Origin of the sequence: Methanimicrococcus hongohii (genome assembly GCF_032594095.1) — an archaeon.
Taxonomy (GTDB): domain Archaea; phylum Halobacteriota; class Methanosarcinia; order Methanosarcinales; family Methanosarcinaceae; genus Methanimicrococcus; species Methanimicrococcus hongohii.
Genome location: NZ_CP131059.1, coordinates 2112570 through 2130689, shown reverse-complemented (window position 1 = coordinate 2130689; position 18120 = coordinate 2112570). Strand labels below are relative to the sequence as shown.

Here is an 18120-nt window from a genome sequence, read left to right as displayed (position 1 = left end):
ACATCCAATTTTCAAAATCGGTGAACCTGAACGCCCGATAAAACCTTAAATTTAAAAATAGATTTCATTAAAAAAGGCGTTCCGTTTTTGAATTATTTGTATGAAAAATGATGTTTCAGTCAATTATTAGATTAATATAATCTCAAAAACCGCCCCCGCAAGTTGAGTTTCCGAAGCGAAGCGGAGGAAACGAGACTTGGCGGATTCTTCCCATACGAAACAAAAAATCAAAACCGCTGAGTGTAATATTTTGCGTTTCGCCTCTGTAAAGTACCTTCTTGCAACTGTCTTTTACTGCTGCTTGCTCCTGCCAAGACTGCCGACCTGCAACTGTCATTTAATGTTGTTGTTGTCGGGGCGGTTTCTGTTTCCGCTTGCATCTGCTCTTTTTTAAGAAATCCGTTCGCATTCGCGAACGTGCCACCGCTACCTTGCAATTTCTGTTTCCGCTGCTACCTTCAGGTTTGTGTTTCCGCTGCTACCTACAGGTTTCTTTTGCTGCCGGCAATCATGTTTGCGCTCTGCCGCTGCCGACAGCCGCAGCAGGCAAGCCGCCCGCGAACGAACCGCACAAATTTTAAAAAATAATCAAAAAAGAGGAATTCGTTTTTAAAAAATTAAAAAACGAACAGATATTTTTGATTGAAGAAAAAAGAAAAAGGAAGACATTTCATCTTCATTCATCAAAGCCGCGCATGTTTTCGCTGCTTCTGTGTGACGTGTCGCAAAACGGCATGTTTTCGGATTCGCCGCAGCGGCAAAGCGTCATTCTGTTTCTGATTTTGTACGGCTTGCCGTCGGCGCCTTCAACTAAAATTCCGCCTTTGACCCAAAGCGGTCCTCTGCATTTTTCTGCGGTGTCCTGAACCAATCCGATCTCCTGATCCAATTTCGGTTCGTAAACATTTCCCTCTTTATCGACAACGGTTAATCTGCCGGCAGCGCAGTCGCAGGATTCTTCGATTGCCATTTGTTTCAAATAATCTTTATCAGATTGCATAACAGCGTTCCAGACGCGCGGACCGCGGTCACAAAAACGCATGGAGGCGCACAAACTTTCTTCATCGATTAAAGTCAGTTCAGGACCTTCGTAAACGTGCGTGTTTAATTCATCACTTTCATGCGTTGCGACTTCCGTTCCGTCAAATTTCTTTTTCATTATTCCCATTTCTTTTTCATGAGAACCGTCGCAATACGGTTTGTTTTCGGATCGCCCGCAGCGGCAAAGATGATAAGGTTCGGTTTGGCCGGGATATTTCTTCCCCGTTTTCCAGCTCATGGAAGTGCCGCGATCATCAATAACGATAACAGATTGGACTAACGGAATGTCCGGACTCACTTCATACGGTCCGTTCTCCGTGATTTTGATTTTTTTAACCATTTGAGATAACTCCTGTTTTTAATTTGTTTTTTATTCGTTTTACTTTATATTCCACTTAGATTCGTTTTTGTACAGCTGTTAACTGCTCCATAATAATTATAGCAGAAATATTATAAAAAGATGATATTGAAAGTTGTGCATCATTTACAATTTGTTTTTTGAAAAACAGGCGTGTTTGAAGAAATGATTGAAAACGAAGCGTTTCGCGCGTGAGCGGGCACGTATGAAAGGGCGCAATTGAGCGGGTGCAGCTGAGTAAAAAACGGAGCGGAAAACAGAACAAAACCGGGGGGCAGCAGCAGAGCGAAAACCTGAAGAATGTATTCTCCCAAGTTTGATTTCTGCAAAAAAGTAAAAGGATGAAACCGGAATTTCCGATTTCAATGATTTAATTATTTTAATTTTAAAGTCTGTCGAGGTTGATGACGCTGACGCTTTCCGCTTCAGGAATTGCGTTGAATGCGTCTTCGACGGGTTCGATGCCGCCTTCATCGTCTTCGACGATAACGGTCACGATTAAAGCTTTCAAACCGAACGCGATGGGTTGTTCGACAATTTCGCCGTTGATTTTTCCGCCTGCGGGCATAGCCGCTTTAATTGCTTCTTTGAGTGCGTTTAAGTCTGTGTCAGCATCTGCCGGCATAACTTTAATGGTTGCTGCAACACCGCTCATAATTTCACCTTTTTTAATTTATCGTTAAAATAAATTCATTTAAATTGAATTTGATTATTTTGATTCAAATCTTTCGTTGACTCGCTCAGGGACCGACGAATCCGCATTTTGTGCATTCGTAGGTGTTTGCAAGAACTCGGCAGCTCTGGCATCTTCCGATTCCTTCGCCGCATTTCGGGCAGGGGAATCTGACGTTTCCGTCTTCAACAAGATTCTTGCCGCATGTTGTACAGTTATCGACTTTAGTCATCTTCTCTCTCCTTGATTATTGATAAAATTGAATAGAATTCATAAGACTGCAGGCATGAAAGCCGTCAGCCTGAATGTCTGCAATAATGACTCTGAAAAGATATCTTATGATTTAAAGTTTATTGCAGGATTTGTTTTTCACTGTTTGAAAAAGGGATTTCGGAAGAATTGTAAAATACGATTCAGTTCTGATTCAATTCCGATTCAATTCCGATTCAGTTCTGATTCAGTTTGAATTTTGTTTAAATTAGTTGATTTTGATTGAAATTCTTGATTTTACTTAGATTGTTTGATATTCTCTGAATTTGTTTGATATTCTCCGAATTTTGATTTTCTTTGAATTTGTTTGATTTTCTTTGAATTTATTTGAAGCTCCTGAAATTGTTATGTTTTTTGCCGGATTCTGTTATAATTTTCTTTGATTCAATCTGATTTCATCCTTATTGCAAGTCAATTGCAAGTAAATTTTTAATAGTTGTATTTCTATCATTTCATTAATTCATTTGCCGGTCGCCATATTTACCGGCTGTTTTGTTATATTATTTCAATTATTAATTCACACAATTCAAAGGTGGTGTCGTTTATCGCGCCGAGAAAATATGAAAAGAAGAGTTCGAGTCTTCCCAAACTTCCTTCATTTAAGAATAATTATCTGAGAACGCTTTTGGTCTCATTAGCAATGGCATTGTTTTTGACTTTTTCCATGTACGGCATCTACGGCATGTATGCCGACGGCGGCGAGCAGCCGATTCCCGGCGCTTTGATTCTGCTGATTTTCGCTCTTTTGTTTGTCGTCGGCTATGAATTTTTCAATTCGCGCTTCGTCCGCCGAACAACATCCGTTGTCGTCGCCTTTTTGGTTGCCTTCTGTTTGACCATTTTGATCATGGCGCTTGTCAAATTCATTTACATGGCTTACGACGGTTCATTTTTCGACATCGGTTGGGAAATATTTATCATAACGGTGGCGTTTTGTTTGATCATTTCCGTTCTCGTTTTGAAATATTTTGAAAATTTCTGATTTACGTTTCAGGCGTAAATCTTTTTTTCCGGCGCGAAGCCGCGACAGACTTGAAACGTCGTTTCAAGTTTATTTTTTCTTTTTGTTTTTCATTTTGTTTTTCATTTCATCTTTTTGATCTCTTTTTGTTTTTCTTTTCATCTTTTTGTATCTCTTTTTGTTTTTCTTTTCATCGTTTTCATTTTCATTTTACGCTGCCGCTGCCTTCAGGCTTCTGTTTCCGCTGTCTGTCAGCTTGCCGGCCGGCAGCTGCCGCCGCACGCGAGCCGCACAATGTTTAAAAAATGAATCGAAATGTGAAATGCATTTAAAAGAGAATCAAAATGGGAATTTCATTTTTCAAAAACAATCAAAAAAAGGAATGCGTATAAAAATTATCAAAAAAAGTAAAAAATAAGAAGACTCAAAAGAGCCTTCTGTTATTATTTAAAAATCAATCCTTATCTGCGCTCGTTCATTTGCGGCGGAGCCATTCCGTTGTAGGAGGCTGCCAAATGTTGGGGAGGCGCATCCGGAATGTCGCGCGTGACAGTTGCGCGAAGCATATCGTCAATTCTGAGAATCATAACGGCTGCTTCTGTTGCCGCTTTGATTGTGTTGACTTTGACTCTGTAAGGGTCAACAACGCCTGCTTCAAGCATATCCGTGATTTTTCCGGTGAACACGTTGATTCCGGCATTCTTGTTCTTAGCGTGTTCGGCGCGAAGAGCCAAGGAAAGGTCGATGACATCCAAGCCGCCGTTTCTGATAAGCGTTCTCGGAAGTTCTTCCAATGCTTCGGCGTACGCTGCAATGACGCGCTGGTCGTAGCCGCCCGCAGTCGGCGCGAACGCGTTCAGACCGAGTGCGACTTCCATTTCGCTTGCGCCGCCGCCTGCCACAATCTTGCCGTCTTCGATGACGGATTTGATGACCCAAAGCGCATCGTCAAGGGCCGTGTCAACGCTGTCGGCGTGCTGAAGCGTTTCGCCGCGGACAACAATTGTCGCGACTTTAGAGTTACGACCGCCGCGAATGAATGTTTTGCCGCCGCCGTTTCTTGTGTCGCGTTCAAGCAAATCTGCGTATCCCAAATCGGCTTCCGTGATTTCTTTGGGGTTGCGGATGATTTTTGCGCCTGTCGCGTATGAAACGTTTTCAATGTCTTTTTCTTCCATCGGGCGGGAGACGAAAACGTCATGCTTTTCAAAGTATTCTAAAACAGCACCTCTGACAACTTTCGTTGAGAAAACGGCGTTTGCGCCTGTGTCAACGATTTTTTTGGCGATTGCCGTCAAGTCGTTTCTTTCGCTGTCAATAATTTTTTGGCGTTCTTCGGGAGAACTGACAACCATGACCGAACCTGTTTTTGTTTTGTTGGCAACGATTTCGGTGTCAAGAAGAACGATTTTCGGATTTTCGATTCTTTTCGGCGCTTTTTTGCTGAGCGCGCCGGTGTTTAAAGCGATGCCTTCGACCACTTCGGATTCTTCGATTCTTCTCTGAAGTTCGACAACGCGGATGATTTTGGTTCGCACGTCAACGAAACCGTTTTCTTCAACGATTTCGGCGGCTTGAACACAAAGGTCGGCCAAATGTTCTTTTTGAATGTCAGGTGCCTTTCCTGTGATGGCCGTCATTGCGACTTTCTTCAAAAGATCTTCGCGGTTGTCTTTGGAAACGTCGATTGCGCTGTTTTCCATGAGTTCCAAAGCTTTTGTCTCAGCGATTCTGTATCCTTTAATGATTGCGGACGGGTGAATTCCTTTTCTGACAAGCTTTTCTGCTTTGTCCAAAAGCGCGGCCGAAAAAATAACGGAGCTTGTTGTTCCGTCGCCGGCCGTTGATTCAACGGATCTTGCGACTTCGACGATCATTTTTGCGGCGGGATGTTCGATGCCGATGTCTTTTAAAATGTTGACACCGTCATTTGTCATGCTGACTTGACCCATTTTATTGATCAGCATTTTATCCATGCCTTTGGGACCGAGCGTGCTTTGAACGAGACCTGCGACTGCTTTTGCAGCGCTGATGTTCATAAAGAGCGCTTCGTTTCCTCTTGTTCTTTCTTTTCCCGGGTCTAAGACAATAATCGGACCTGTGTTTGCCATATATATGTCTCCTGATATTAATTAATGGAATAATAATTGAATTTATTGGATTTAATTGAATAAATGATTCAATAAATGATGTATAGAAGTTTAAGACAAAATTTTCAAGATGCATCGCGATGTTTATGAAAACAAAAAGAACTTGAAAAAAATGAAATTTCGGATAGAAATCTAACAATTAACTGATAAAAGTTCTATAAAAAACCGTCGGTGTTTAAAAAGAGATGAGCGATAAGCGACGAACGGTTATGAAATTAAAGGAAAACTAAAGGGAACGGGAATGGTTTAGAATTTTTTTGAATTTTTGAATTTTTGGATTTTAAGAATTATTTGATTAAAACGCGGGTCAGATTTGAAGAAATTTAGAAAAATTGCGCGATTTGCGCGCGGCGGGGCGGCTGCCTGCAGCTGCCGGGCGGAACCTGACAGCAGCGGAAACAGAAACGGTAAGGTAGCAGCAGAAACACAAATCTGACTCCGACTGCAAACAAACACAGCCTCCCCCTGCAACCGAAATTTTGTGAGCGAAGCGAGCAAAATTTAATGCCAACGGATTTCTAAAAAAGAGCAGATTGCAGGCAGCAGCACAAACCTGATTGGCAGCGGAAACACAAACCTGATTGGCAGCGGCAACATTAAAAGACAGTTGCAGACGAGCAGGCTCAGCAGGAAGCTGGCAGCAAAAGACAGTTGCAAGAAAACGCTTTGCCGGAGCCGAACAGCAACACAAATAATCAGCGGTTTTGAATTTTTTTGTTTTGTATGGGAAGAATCCGCCAAGTCTCGTTTCCTCCGCTCCGCTTCGGAAACTCAACTTGCGGGGCGGCTTTTGAAATTTTATTTGAGTTTTATGACAAAGCGAAACATCGTCTTTCATCAATTTTCTTCAAAAACGGAACGCCTTCTTTTATCGAAATCTAAAACATTTATTTAGGGTTTTATCGGGCGTTCAGGTTCACCGATTTTGAAAATTGGATGTTTAGGTTTCATTTTGAAAACAACCAAAACCGAAAAACGAATTTGAAAAAGAAAACAAAATTATCGGACGAATTTGAAAAAGAAAATTAAAAATGGAGCAGCTCGCGCGCGGCGGACCGCCAAAAAATGAAAGAAAGAAAAAGAAAAGAAAAAAGAAAAGAAAAAAAGTACGAGAAGCCGTTAATAACGCGGCTTTTCCTGTTTCAGATAATTCACCGGATTGTAAGCCGGGAATCCGCGGCGTTCCAATTCGTCCAGCGCCAATCTTCTGTGTTCTTCAAAGGAAAGCGTGAATGAAGAAATAACGGCGCCGGAAGGATCCGTTTGTGTGATTTCTAAATCTCTTTTTCTTGAAATTAAATGAAGAATGTTGCTTGTCGCGGGCGTATTGACAGAGCGCAGGCGGTTGATTGCGGCGGCGGTTTCTTTGTGAGAAATAATCGGTTTGTTTTCGCCGCTTTCGTAACTGTAAGCAAATCCGATGGCTTTGATGAACGAATTCATAACGGCGGGCTCAAATGAAACAAGCTCGGAAATGCCGGCAAGCATTTCATCGGTGTACTGTTGTGTGTAGCCGATGCCGTAAGTGTCGAAAATGCGCTTAAACGACCATTCAATGACATCAGACAACTCTTCGGGCGCAAGCAGCGCCATGACTTCTGTCGGCGTGTCCAGCTCGTTTTGCGTACAATAATCGCGCATTTTCTTCGCAAGCGCCGATGCCTGCGCGTCTTCTGCGCAATTGCCTTTCATCATGTCCGCAATGACGGCAAACGACTGATAGCCGGCGCGGTCGAAAAGAAGAGAATCATCATTCATGTAAACGTTGAGCAATTCCCTGCAAATGCGCGGCCCTTCCTCTTTCATGTAGCCGATGCATTTGAAAGCGCGGGCGATTTCCTGCGACGTGCCGCTCTGCGCATAATGAATGATCAGCGGGCGAACATTTTTCTCGATTCTTCCGAAAAACTTCATGCCGCGCTCTTCCGTCAGCGGCGAATCGGAGTTGACCAAAATCATCCAGACCAAATCCATTTGATCGGGCCGAAGCGTTTCTTGTTTTTCCAAAACTTCAAGCGTGTGAACGCGGGCGGACTCGTCTGCCAGAATCGATTTTTCAAGCAGCGAATAAACGGCGGAATTGTCTTCGGCGAGCGGAACAGCGACGCGGATGGCGCGTTTCTGAACTTGGGAGCTGAAGTCCATCAAATATTTGTCCAGCTTTTCAATATTGGGCGGGAGCCTTCCGCGCATTTCCAAAATCGCCTGAGCCGCGTTATCGCCGAGCGGATAAAGGTCAAGCATGTCGTAAAGCGCGTTGGAAACGGGCGACAAATCCCCGTTCACCTGCGGAATCAGGATCAAAGCTTCTTCGGCAAATCCGGATTCGCGATTTAAAAATGAAGCGAGAACGGGAAGAACAGAAGGCGGCAAATGAATTTTATCAAGGAGCGGGACGACTTTTTTCTTGACATCGACATCCGCGTCCCGAATGGTTGCTTCAAGATAAGGATAGCTGTTGATGACAACGGATGCGGGAAGCTTGTTCAGCGGGAGTTCTATGTTTTCGGGCGCGTTAATAATCGCTTCGGCAAAAGGCGTGCATAATTCAGCCGGCAAATCTGCTTCACATAAAAATGTGTACAAATGTCCTGCGACGACGGCGTGTTTTTTGGAGCGCGCCGCCTGAGGGAGGATGGTTTGAAATTTTTCAACCAAAAAAGGCAGGACTTCCGATCCTTGCGATTTCAAGAATTCAACACCGCTTTCTACTTTTACTTCTTTGTCCGAGCCGAGCGCCTCAACGGCTTTCTGCGGCGTCATTTCGGAATTAAATAATCCCATATTTGCTTCCTCCGATAAAATCTGAAATACAAAATAAAATCTGAATAAATTTTGAATAAATCTGAATATAATTCTGAATGAAAAAAGAATAGGCAATCTGAAATTAAAAGATTTTGGAAACGCGGGAGCAAAGAATGAAAGATTAAATGAAAACGATAATGAATGGTCGAAATTAAAAAAGACCGGATGATATTTGATTTAGAGTTTTTTAAAAAATTGAGTGTGTTTTTTGTGTTAAATTTTTTTAAAAACGAAGCAGCTCGCGCGCGGCGGCGGCAGCTGCCGGCCGGCAAGCTGAAAAGCGGCAAGCGGAAACCTGACTCCAAGCGGAAACAGAAACCTGTAGGTAGCGGCGGCACGTTCGCGAATGCGAACGGATTACGATAAAAATAAGCAGATACACACAGAAACGGAAACCGCCCCGGCAGCGGTAACATTAAAAGACAGTTGCAGATTGGCAGTCTTAGTCGGAACAGGCAGCAGTAAAAGACAGTTGCAAGACGGAACAAGCAGGAGCCGAACAGCAACATAAATAATCAGTGGTTTTTAATTTTTTGTTTTGTATGGGAAGAATCCGCCAAGTCTCGTTTCTTCGCTGCGCTCAGAAACTCAACTTGCGGGGACGGTTTTTAGTCTTTTAATTCATATTTTTTTCAATTGAAACATCGTTTTTATCAAAATAATTCAAAAACGGAACGCCTTCTTTTCTCCAAAATCTAAAACATTTATTTAGGGTTTTATCGGGCGTTCGGGTTCACCGATTTTGAAAATTGGATGTTTAAGTTTCATCTGAGATTAAACAAAACCAAAAGATAAGTTTGAAAAATCAAATAAAAATGGGGCAACTCGCGCGCGCCGGCGCCGCCACCAAAATGAAAAAAGAAATTAAAAATGAAAAGAAAAAAAGAAGATGAATGAATCACCCACTCATTCTTTTTTCGTAAAATACATATGCGCTCTTTCAATTGCGGCAACTGCCAACTCAACGCTGTCTTCGATGTCATTCAAATCAATCACTTCAACCGGTGAGTGAATGTAGCGCGTCGCCAGCTGAATCGTTCCTGTCGGAATGCCTTCTTTTGTCAAATGAATGGCGGACGCGTCTGTTGTTCCGCCTTCGCCGACGCCCAACTGAACATCCATGTTGACTTTTTCGGCCGACTCGCGAAGCCATTTCACGACTTGAGGATGAGCGATTAAACCGCGGCCGGAGGCGTCTGAAATGGAAATGATCGGGCCTTTTCCGATTTCAAGCGGCGAATCTAATTTTGTAATTCCGGGGTGATCTCCGGGAACAGTCGTGTCAAGCGCGAGCGCAACGTCGGCGTCAACGGCGTATGCTGCTGTTTTTGCGCCTTTTAATCCGACTTCTTCCTGAACGGTTCCGACGGCGCAAACCGTTGCTTTTATGTTTTTAGATTTCAGGCGGCGCATAATTTCAATCATTAAAACGACGCCGGCACGGTTGTCGAAACATTTTCCGGTCACGCGGTCATTGGCGAGTTTTGCAAAATGACGGTCGGACGTGATGTAAGTTCCCTGCTCAATGCCGAGATTTTTGACATCCTCCGCGTTTTTCGCGCCGACATCAATAAACATGTCTTTGTGTTTGACAGGATTTTTGGAATCTTCGGGTGTCATGACGTGCGGCGGTTTTGAGCCGATAACGCCGTAAACATCGCCTTTTGAGCCGTGAACGATCACGCGCTGATTGAGAAGCGTTTGGTCAAACCAGCCGCCGAATTTCGCGAATCTCAAGAAACCGTTTTCATCAATGTATTTGACCATCAGGCCGATTTCATCCATGTGCGCCGCAAGCATAATTGTCGGACCGTTTGGCGAACTGCCTTTGCGGACAGCAATCAAACTGCCGAGCGCGTCGGATTTAACTTCATCCGTACAGTCTTTTAAATCCTCTTTTAACATACGGCGGATTTCATCTTCATTTCCGGAAACACCGTGCGCGTTAGAATACTTTTCAAGAAGAGACGCGAGCGCGTCCAAGTTTTTCGGATCATTTGTCAAAATATCACTTCGTTTTCTTTTTTGTCAGTTTTTATTTAGTTTTTGTACATTTTAAGAATAATTTTAGGAAATATTAGAAAATAATTTGAAATTTAACAATTTGAAATTTAATAAATAAGCTGCAAAATTGCAAATCAAATAAATTATAAATATTTTTCAAGTTCCCACGCGTGAACGCAGCCGATATATTCATTCCATTCCATTGCCGCCGTCTGATAAATGGATGTTGAAACGGATTCGCCGAGCGCGTCTTTGATCAAAGTGTCGGAATTAAAAGCGGCAATCGCCTCCCGAAGCGTACTGGGAAGCGTTCCGGCCGACAGCGCCAATTTTTCAGATTCGGAATAATCGTGCGTTTCGAAATTGACTGCCGCGACAGGTGTTAATTCCTCATCAATTCCTGAAATTCCGGCGGCAATCAAAACCAAAAGCGAAAGATACGGGTTGCAGGAAGAATCTGCGTTTTGAACTTCGATTTTCGTTGCGCGCCCGCGCGAAGACGGGAGCCGAACCAACGAATTGCGGTCAACGGCTGACCAGGAAACATAATACGGCGCCTTTCCTTTTTGAACAATTCTTTTGTAAGAATTCACGGAAGGATTCGTCACGGCGCTGATGGCGCGGATGTGCTTGAAAATTCCGGCAATAAATCCGCGGGCTTTGTCTGAAATCATCATATCCTGATCGGGATGATAGAATTCATTGAATTCGTCTTTCATTAATGTAAAACCGAATGTCGCCGACAAACCTTCAAGATTCGTTGCGGGTTTGGGCATAAAAGAAGCGTGTAAATTGTGACGGCGAGCGACATCGCTGACAAGATATTTCGCGGTCATCATATTATCAGCAGTTCGAAGAACGCTGCCATCTTTGAAAACCATTGCAATCGGTCCGCCGACATGTGTCTGACGAAGAGAAACAATATCAACGTCGGCGTTGTTCAAAGCCGTTAAAATGTCGCGCTTGACATTTTCCATTTTTAAAATCGTTTCGGGAGAAAGCGACGCGGATGGAACGGACGATGCGAACGGTGCGGATGACGCGGACGGCGCGCATACCGGCAAAACCGAAGCGGAATCGAATAAATAAAAACTGAGGGATGAAGAAACCGAAAACGTGTATCCCGATTGGTAAATTTTGCGAACGAATAATTTTAAATTACTTCTGACGCAGCCGTCAAAGGCTTGACCGTCTAAGAAAGTGAGTTCGCAGGTGACGCGCCCGTATCTTTGTTTTGTGTTCAGCCTTGCGTTGCCGTAGCTTAAAATTGAAAATGTTCTCGGGTCGGGCTTCAGCATTAAATCAGAACCGGTCGGTTTGAAAGTGCCGCCGACAGAGTTGTCAAAAGGAAGTCCTTTTGAAAAAGCGTTTTCAAGAAGCGCGGACGGGACATCGATTTCCTTAAAAATGCCGTCAGCGTCTGAAAAATGGAATTTGACAAAATCAATATCCTGTTCTTCAACGGCTTCAAGAATTTCCGAAATAGTTGTAAATTGAGTCATAATCAACACTCTGCAAATGAATAATAATCTGATAAATTGAATGAATTATAATTGAATTATAATAGATTGAATTGTTAAAAATTATTTTGAATTTATAAACTGTAAGTATAAACTGTTACAAGTATAAAATTTTGCACCACAAAAGTTAATAAATGAAATAATGACAGCGATACCGATTATGAAATAAAAATGGTAAAGAATAAATAATAATAAAGACGCGGGGCGTTTTTGAAATCGGAATGAAAAATGTAGCGGGTCGCGCGCGGCGGCGGCCGCAGACATCGGCGACAATTGAACAAAAACAAAAACGGAAAGAGAAACAGAAAAGGAAGCGAAATAAAAATGCAAAAACAAATCCGGAAGAAATAAACGAAAATAAACGAAAATAAAATAAAAAAATAAAGGATCGTTTTTCAAAATAATTTTTAAAAAGTTAATTTATTGTCTGAAAACAAGTTCAGACGAATTTGATGCCGGCGTGGCGCAGCTCTTTGTTCATCTTTGCGACGTTGAGCAAAAGCGGCGTGATCGGCTCGGTCAATGCGGCTGCTTCGAGCGGTCCGACATCGACGGGGTTTAAGCCGGGAATGTCGCGGACGAGCTGCATGATGACGTCTTTGGTTTGTTTGTTGTTGCCGCAGACGGCAATGTCCAAATCCATGTCTTTGTCAAAGTCTTCCAAACGCTTTGCAGAAACGTTGTGGAAAGATGCGACCAAGTCAATTCCCGCGGGAAGAAGCGCCTGAATTTCTTTTGCGGCGCTTCCGGATTTCGGAGGTGCGTAGCAGAAGTAATCCGCGTTGTATTCTTCGGGGTCGACTTCGACTTTGACCGGTTCTGTTCCCATGTTGAGGTAGCAGCGGTCTTTGACCATCGGAACGACGACGGACAAAACGGTCTGACAGTTGCAGAGTACCGGTTTGATGTGTTCCATGACGGATTGGATCTGGTCGTATCGAATTGCGATAACGACAATATCTGCGGCTTCGGCTGCGGCTTTATTTTCATCGCCTGTAATGTTGGACGACAATGATCTTTCGTTTAAGAAAGTCGTGTATTCTGCTGCTGCTGTTTGTGCTCTCTCTTTTTCCCTTGAGCCGACAATAACATCGTGGACTTGCCCCCAGCGGAGCGCAAATCCTTTACCGATACTGCCGGTTCCTCCTAAAATTGCAATCTTCATGATTTATCACCAACATTTATCACCTATAAATGTTACAGTTTCCAACTTAAAATTCGGGTGTATATAAATCATTCGGATGAAAACGAAGAACAAAAAAGAATACTTAGAGACCGAAGAAAGAGAGAAAACAGAAGAATTTAGAGATGACAAAACAAATTGAATTATAATGACTAATTAAAAAATTCTAAACGAGATATTTTCAAACAAATATTCAAAACGAAAGATAAAACGAAAATAAAAACAAACAAAAACAAAAAATAAAAAGCAAAGAACAAAGAACAAAAAACAAAAACAAAGAACAAAAAACCGAATAAAATAAACAAAAATCAAACCCAAACATCCAATTTTCAAAAGTCGGTGAACCTGAACGCCCGATAAAATCCTAAATTTAAAAATAGATTTCATTAAAAGAAGGCGTTCCGTTTTTGAATTATTTTTATGAAAGACGATGTTTCAATTCTTTTTAAATTTAGATTGAAAAGGCAATTTACCGCCCCCGCAAGTTGAAATTCCAGAAGCGCAGCGGAGGGAATTGAGACTTGGCGGATTCTTCCCATACGAAACAAAAAATAAAAAAACCGCTGAGTTTATGAGTTTGCTTTTCTGTTTCCGCTTGTTCCTTCTTGCGACTGTCTTTTACTGCTGTCTGACCCGACGAGACTGCTAATCTGCAACTGTCTTTTACTGTTGTCTGTTCCGGCTGAGTCTGCCAATCTGCGACTGTCTTTTAATGTTGCCGCCTTCAATCAGGTTTCTGTTTCCGCGCGTATCTGCTCATTTTATGGTAATCCGTTCGCTTCGCGAACGTACCGCTGCTGCCTTCAGGTTTCTGTTTCCGCCGCTACCTACAGTTTTCCATTTGCTGCTGCCGATCAGGTTTGCGCTGCTGCCGCCCGCAACAGCTGCCGCCGCGCGCGAGCCCCCGCATTTTAAACAAAATTTTCCAAAAACGACACCGAGTCTTATTGAAAAAAAGAAAAAAAACGAAACCGAGTTTTATTGAAAAGAAGAAAAATAAAAACGACACGAATTTTATTGAAAAAAACAAAACAAAAACACGTTTTTTACAAAAATAAAAAAGAAATGAAAAATAAATTGAAAAAAAGAAAAATTGAAAACGAAAGCCGTTTTCAGTTCTTCTCATCGAATTCGCGAAGCAATTCTTCTTTAACGGTTGTTGAAATCAAACCGATATCTTCTGTTCCCGCCCAAGCGCGAATCTGCAAATCAACGGTTGAGTCCGTCAAATTTGAAATATAAATCTTCGGCTCGGGATTTTGGAGAACTTCAGGATTCTTTTTCAAAACTTCCGTCACGGCGCGAATCGTACTGTCAACGTCGCCGAGAAGCTTAAACGTCATCGTCAGCTCAAAGCGGCGCGTCGGTAAATGAGACATATTGACAATCGCGCTGTTCCAAACCATTTTGTTCGGAATCATAATGTAAGTGTTGTCGGGCGTAATCAATTCCGTCGACATCAAACCGACATCTTTGACATAACCCGTTTGTCCGGAAACCGTGATATAATCATTCTTTTTAAACGGCTCCAAAACGGCAAGCCAAACACCCGCGCCCAAATTCGTTAAAGTGTCCTGCATACCAAAGCCCAAGATCAAACCGATGACAGCCGAAAGACCGAGAATGATCGAACTGACCGTAATTCCGAGCGCCGAAAAAAACGCCAGCAAAACCGCCACGTACAAAAGCGCCGTAATTAATTGAACCAAAAAGCTGGCCGCCAATTCCGGAATTTTTGTACGTTTCAAAACTCTTTTGAAAACGCTGACCAAAATACGGGCGACAATAAACGCCGCGACAAGAATGACAAGCGCAATCAAAATGTCAGAAACATCCCATTCCGTATAAGGAATTGCTGTTTCTAAAATATCATTTATAGCGATAAGAACCCCTCCGAGGATTTTGAATTAAACCAATGGTTAATAAGTTATAAGTTATTACGATTCTGCCGGATGAATTTGATTTCGGCAAAATCAAAAGAAATAACCTGAAAAGAAATATTTTTCAAAAAATATATATGTTTCTAATAATTGATTTTTAGATCAAAGACATGAAAAAGTAAATCTGAGATATAAGCGAGATAACTCAAAATATACCGGAATAGTCGAATGACGAACAAAAATCGTATATGACTGAATGTATTTATAATTAAAAGTGTTTACTACATATTTATTTCAAATATGTTCACTATATCACATATTTACACATTCATATTTACACATTCATATTCACACATTCATATTCACACATTCATATTCACACATTCATATTCACACATTCATATTCACACATTCATATTCACACATTCATATTCACATTTACACTCCACATTTACAAATATTTCAAAACATTTCACTTTTATTTCACACAATATTTCATAATATTCACAATATTTCACATAAATATTCCATTAACATTCAGAGATTAAAATATGAAACAGGAATTAACGCGACTTCTTTTGGAAATGTTCAAATCTTACGGATATGAAACAAGCGAAGGCACTTTTTGCGACATTATCGGCAAGCGCCAAGACTATGAGATCTGGGTCAAATGCGATATCGACGGCAACTTAAACACACTTGAGCGATTCACACAGCAGGCAAACGGCATGAACAGCCTTTACATCACAACCAAAAAGATCAAAGGCGGCGAAGAAACCGTAAAAAGATATGCGGAAGACACAGGCGTTATGATTTGGGACAGAGACGCGCTTGCCCGCTACGTCGGCGCGTTTATGGTCGCGAATTTAAGCCGCGAAACGCTTGAAAGCGTCGTCGGCAACTATTGTTTAGAATCTCTTTTGGATCAAAAAAAAAACTTTGATCCTGTAAGCGCTTTTGCAAATTCAAAAAACCCTGCCAGCGGCACATTGCCCGAATTTTATGAAAAACAGCCCGATGCGGCACCGGCATCTCTTGAAAATTACGATTTCAGCAACATTTTTGAAGCGCCCGGAGAAGATGACGGCGCAGCCTCAATGTTTGGCGCGTCCTCCGAATCCGCGCGCAAAGGATCCGAATATATTGAAGCGCCGAGACCGCTGCCGCAGTCTTACGATATTCCGGAACCGGAGCCCGAAAGATTCCATGCCGACAAAAAAGAAACGCTCGGCATCCGCGCCTCAGCCATCAATATGCCGATTGAGCGCGCCGCCGCCGCCGGCAAATCATCGTTCGGTGAAGTCAAAGATGTTGTTTTAAAATTTGTTCCGTACTGGAAATACACATACACGCTCAAAGTGGACAGAAAAATGGGCAGCGACCACGTCAAAATGGCGGCTTCAGGCGAAGGTCTTTACAACGCCGTGAACGGAATCGAAGACGACATTGAACTCGGCGACATCGGCACGCAGACGGTGATTCCGGACATCGAATATGTCATGAAACAGCCGAAAATGACAAAAGAAGAAGCTCAAAAACTGATTTTGGAAAAATTGAAGCGTCAGCACACTCAGGAAGTCAAATCCAACGATATGGACGCGCAATCCATCATTTATCAAAACAAAACATTTCGCCCGCAGGACAAGGATTTTGAAATCAAAATCACGCAAGTATTCGCGTCAGTCTGGGAAGTTCAGGGCAAAAAAGACTGTTTGGAAATCAACGCGTATAACGGTCAGCCGCTTTCAAACCCGGCGGACGACGGCGCCGAATTCGTGTAATTATAAAAACGAATAGAAAAATAAAAAAAATAAACAATAAAATTAATAAAAAAATAAGATAAAAAATGAATCAAAAAGACTTATCTGAGAATTAATCAAACCAACCTCAAATAGATAATCAATATCAAATGATAAATCAAAAGAGTTGCAAAAGGATTTATATCTGATTTGCCGCTATGTTCTGTATTGAAAAAATTTCAATATACCAAAAACAAAGGAGAAAAAACATGGTAACAATTACGGATGCAGCTGTTGCTGCTTTAAATGATGTTCTTGAAGAACAAAACAAAAAGGATCACTATCTCCGTGTCTTTATTGCAGGCATCGGATGCAGCGGACCGTCTTTCGGCTTGGCCCTGGAAGACAAAGTCAATGAAACCGACAAAACCACAGAAGTCGGCGCAACCAAAGTGATTTACGACGTTGAACTCGAAAAAACCGTTGAAAACTTGGTCATCGACTACATTGACAATGAAATGGGAACAGGCTTCGTCATCGAAGACCCGACAGCTGAACCCTGCGGCGGCGGATGTGCCGGCTGCCATTAATTTAAAAATCAATTTAAAAAAGAATCAAATTGATTTCAAATTAAAATTGATTTCAAATACAGATTATAATTCAGAAATGGATTAACAGTACAATAAGTCACACAAGCACGGCATTTGTCTGTGTGTCGTGTCTCTATTGTGCCTTTTTTATTATTTTTTATTTTATTTTTATCAGTTTTATTCAAGATTGAAATATTTCAAATCATATTCAGGTGAAAAATCATGTTTCCGGGAATGGGCGGCGGACGCGGCGGAATGAATCCGAAAAAAATGCAAGGAATGATGAAACAGCTCGGTATTGAAATGAGTGAAATCAACAATGCCGAACAAGTTATTATTAAAACAACTGACGGCGAAATTATTATTGATAATCCTGCGGTTTCAATTATGCGCGCGCAAGGCGTTGACACGTATCAGATCAACGGCGATGTCAGAACAGTACCCAAAGAACTTGTGATTCCCGATGAGGATGTCCGTCTCGTTTGTGAACAGACAGGCGCGTCCGAAGAAGATGCGAAAAAGGCGCTTGAAGACAATAACGGAGATTTGGCGGAAGCGATTTTGGCGCTTTCGAGCTGATTTTCATTTTTTTTGAATTTATACATTTAAACAAAATTCATATTCATTTTTTCAATTTATAAAAAATGAAATTTTCGTTTTTGGCTTTAAAAAAGAGATATGCAGCTCGCGCGCGGCTGCGGACAGAAATCAGCCTGCGGCGGCAACAAAAAAATAATTCCGCATTTTTGCATAAAAAAAGCAACAGAAACTGAACACTTTTGCATTTTTGTTTCTGCTGCCTTTTCCGGCTCACATATTGTTTTCGGAGCCTTAACTTTAAGCCAACGTCCGGATTCGAACCGAAATATATTCGCTCTGCAGGCGAACGCATAGCCGCTCTGCCACGTTGGCTCCTATTTTTACCTCTTAAAAGAGATGTTCATGA

Annotated in this window: 18 protein-coding genes and 1 tRNA gene; 7 read left to right on the top strand and 12 right to left on the bottom strand. The window is 42.0% G+C overall.

Annotated features, from left to right (window positions below; all coding sequences use genetic code 11):
- Window positions 1–196 precede the first annotated feature (196 nt).
- On the top strand, window positions 197–394 hold the full coding sequence (locus MmiHf6_RS09830) for a hypothetical protein (protein ID WP_316557610.1): 198 nt from the start codon (window positions 197–199) through the stop codon (window positions 392–394).
- The gene (locus MmiHf6_RS09825) at window positions 375–581 is read left to right on the top strand and encodes a hypothetical protein (protein WP_316557609.1); all 207 of its coding nucleotides are present in this window, start codon (window positions 375–377) and stop codon (window positions 579–581) included. Before MmiHf6_RS09830 ends, MmiHf6_RS09825 begins: the two co-directional genes overlap by 20 nt.
- A gap of 95 nt (window positions 582–676) precedes the next feature.
- On the opposite strand, the gene MmiHf6_RS09820 is transcribed toward MmiHf6_RS09825, so the two are convergent.
- The 3 genes from MmiHf6_RS09820 to MmiHf6_RS09810 all read right to left on the bottom strand — a co-directional run bounded on the left by MmiHf6_RS09820 (window position 677) and on the right by MmiHf6_RS09810 (window position 2304).
- Window positions 677–1381 carry a CDGSH iron-sulfur domain-containing protein gene (locus MmiHf6_RS09820; protein WP_316557608.1) on the bottom strand — a complete coding sequence of 235 codons (705 nt, stop codon included), beginning with the start codon at window positions 1379–1381 and terminating at the stop codon, window positions 677–679.
- Between the two features lie 403 nt (window positions 1382–1784).
- Entirely contained in the window at window positions 1785–2054 is a 270-nt protein-coding gene (locus MmiHf6_RS09815; RefSeq protein ID WP_316557607.1) for an elongation factor 1-beta, read from the bottom strand.
- Between the two features lie 85 nt (window positions 2055–2139).
- The gene (locus tag MmiHf6_RS09810; protein ID WP_316557606.1) at window positions 2140–2304 is read right to left on the bottom strand and encodes a zinc finger domain-containing protein; all 165 of its coding nucleotides are present in this window, start codon (window positions 2302–2304) and stop codon (window positions 2140–2142) included.
- Window positions 2305–2877: 573 nt separating this feature from the next.
- Between MmiHf6_RS09810 and MmiHf6_RS09805 the strand changes: the two genes are divergently transcribed.
- Entirely contained in the window at window positions 2878–3324 is a 447-nt protein-coding gene (locus MmiHf6_RS09805; RefSeq protein WP_316557605.1) for a hypothetical protein, read from the top strand.
- 440 nt (window positions 3325–3764) lie between these two features.
- On the opposite strand, the gene thsA is transcribed toward MmiHf6_RS09805, so the two are convergent.
- From thsA to MmiHf6_RS09770, 7 genes are all read right to left on the bottom strand, one after another.
- Window positions 3765–5414, bottom strand: coding sequence for a thermosome subunit alpha (thsA, locus tag MmiHf6_RS09800; RefSeq protein ID WP_316557604.1), 1650 nt, complete (start codon window positions 5412–5414; stop codon window positions 3765–3767).
- A gap of 346 nt (window positions 5415–5760) precedes the next feature.
- Window positions 5761–6228, bottom strand: a complete 468-nt coding sequence (locus MmiHf6_RS09795) for a hypothetical protein (RefSeq protein WP_316557603.1) — start codon at window positions 6226–6228, stop codon at window positions 5761–5763.
- Between the two features lie 344 nt (window positions 6229–6572).
- A complete protein-coding gene (locus tag MmiHf6_RS09790) occupies window positions 6573–8237 on the bottom strand; it encodes a hypothetical protein (RefSeq protein WP_316557602.1) in 1665 nt (554 codons plus the stop codon).
- A gap of 244 nt (window positions 8238–8481) precedes the next feature.
- Window positions 8482–8640: a hypothetical protein gene (locus MmiHf6_RS09785; protein WP_316557601.1), complete on the bottom strand. Its 159-nt coding sequence runs from the start codon at window positions 8638–8640 to the stop codon at window positions 8482–8484.
- A 524-nt stretch (window positions 8641–9164) separates the two neighbouring features.
- A complete protein-coding gene (locus MmiHf6_RS09780) occupies window positions 9165–10262 on the bottom strand; it encodes a M42 family metallopeptidase (protein ID WP_316557600.1) in 1098 nt (365 codons plus the stop codon).
- Between the two features lie 143 nt (window positions 10263–10405).
- On the bottom strand, window positions 10406–11764 hold the full coding sequence (locus tag MmiHf6_RS09775) for a glutamine synthetase family protein (RefSeq protein WP_316557599.1): 1359 nt from the start codon (window positions 11762–11764) through the stop codon (window positions 10406–10408).
- A 457-nt stretch (window positions 11765–12221) separates the two neighbouring features.
- Window positions 12222–12947 (bottom strand): NAD(P)-binding domain-containing protein, encoded by a 726-nt coding sequence (locus MmiHf6_RS09770; protein ID WP_316557598.1) that lies wholly within the window; start codon window positions 12945–12947, stop codon window positions 12222–12224.
- Window positions 12948–13634: 687 nt separating this feature from the next.
- Here MmiHf6_RS09770 and MmiHf6_RS09765 point away from each other — a divergent pair.
- Window positions 13635–13880 carry a hypothetical protein gene (locus tag MmiHf6_RS09765; protein WP_316557597.1) on the top strand — a complete coding sequence of 82 codons (246 nt, stop codon included), beginning with the start codon at window positions 13635–13637 and terminating at the stop codon, window positions 13878–13880.
- Between the two features lie 197 nt (window positions 13881–14077).
- Here the strand turns inward: MmiHf6_RS09765 and MmiHf6_RS09760 are convergent, their stop codons facing one another.
- The gene (locus MmiHf6_RS09760) at window positions 14078–14785 is read right to left on the bottom strand and encodes a mechanosensitive ion channel family protein (RefSeq protein WP_316557596.1); all 708 of its coding nucleotides are present in this window, start codon (window positions 14783–14785) and stop codon (window positions 14078–14080) included.
- Between the two features lie 611 nt (window positions 14786–15396).
- On the opposite strand from MmiHf6_RS09760, the gene MmiHf6_RS09755 reads away from it, so the two are divergent.
- From MmiHf6_RS09755 to MmiHf6_RS09745, 3 genes are all read left to right on the top strand, one after another.
- Window positions 15397–16626, top strand: a complete 1230-nt coding sequence (locus MmiHf6_RS09755) for a hypothetical protein (RefSeq protein ID WP_316557595.1) — start codon at window positions 15397–15399, stop codon at window positions 16624–16626.
- Between the two features lie 227 nt (window positions 16627–16853).
- Window positions 16854–17174, top strand: coding sequence for a HesB/IscA family protein (locus MmiHf6_RS09750; protein WP_316557594.1), 321 nt, complete (start codon window positions 16854–16856; stop codon window positions 17172–17174).
- 222 nt (window positions 17175–17396) lie between these two features.
- Window positions 17397–17753, top strand: a complete 357-nt coding sequence (locus tag MmiHf6_RS09745) for a nascent polypeptide-associated complex protein (RefSeq protein WP_316557593.1) — start codon at window positions 17397–17399, stop codon at window positions 17751–17753.
- 261 nt (window positions 17754–18014) lie between these two features.
- On the opposite strand, the gene MmiHf6_RS09740 is transcribed toward MmiHf6_RS09745, so the two are convergent.
- Window positions 18015–18086: transfer RNA gene (locus MmiHf6_RS09740), tRNA-Cys, on the bottom strand.
- Window positions 18087–18120: the final 34 nt, after the last annotated feature.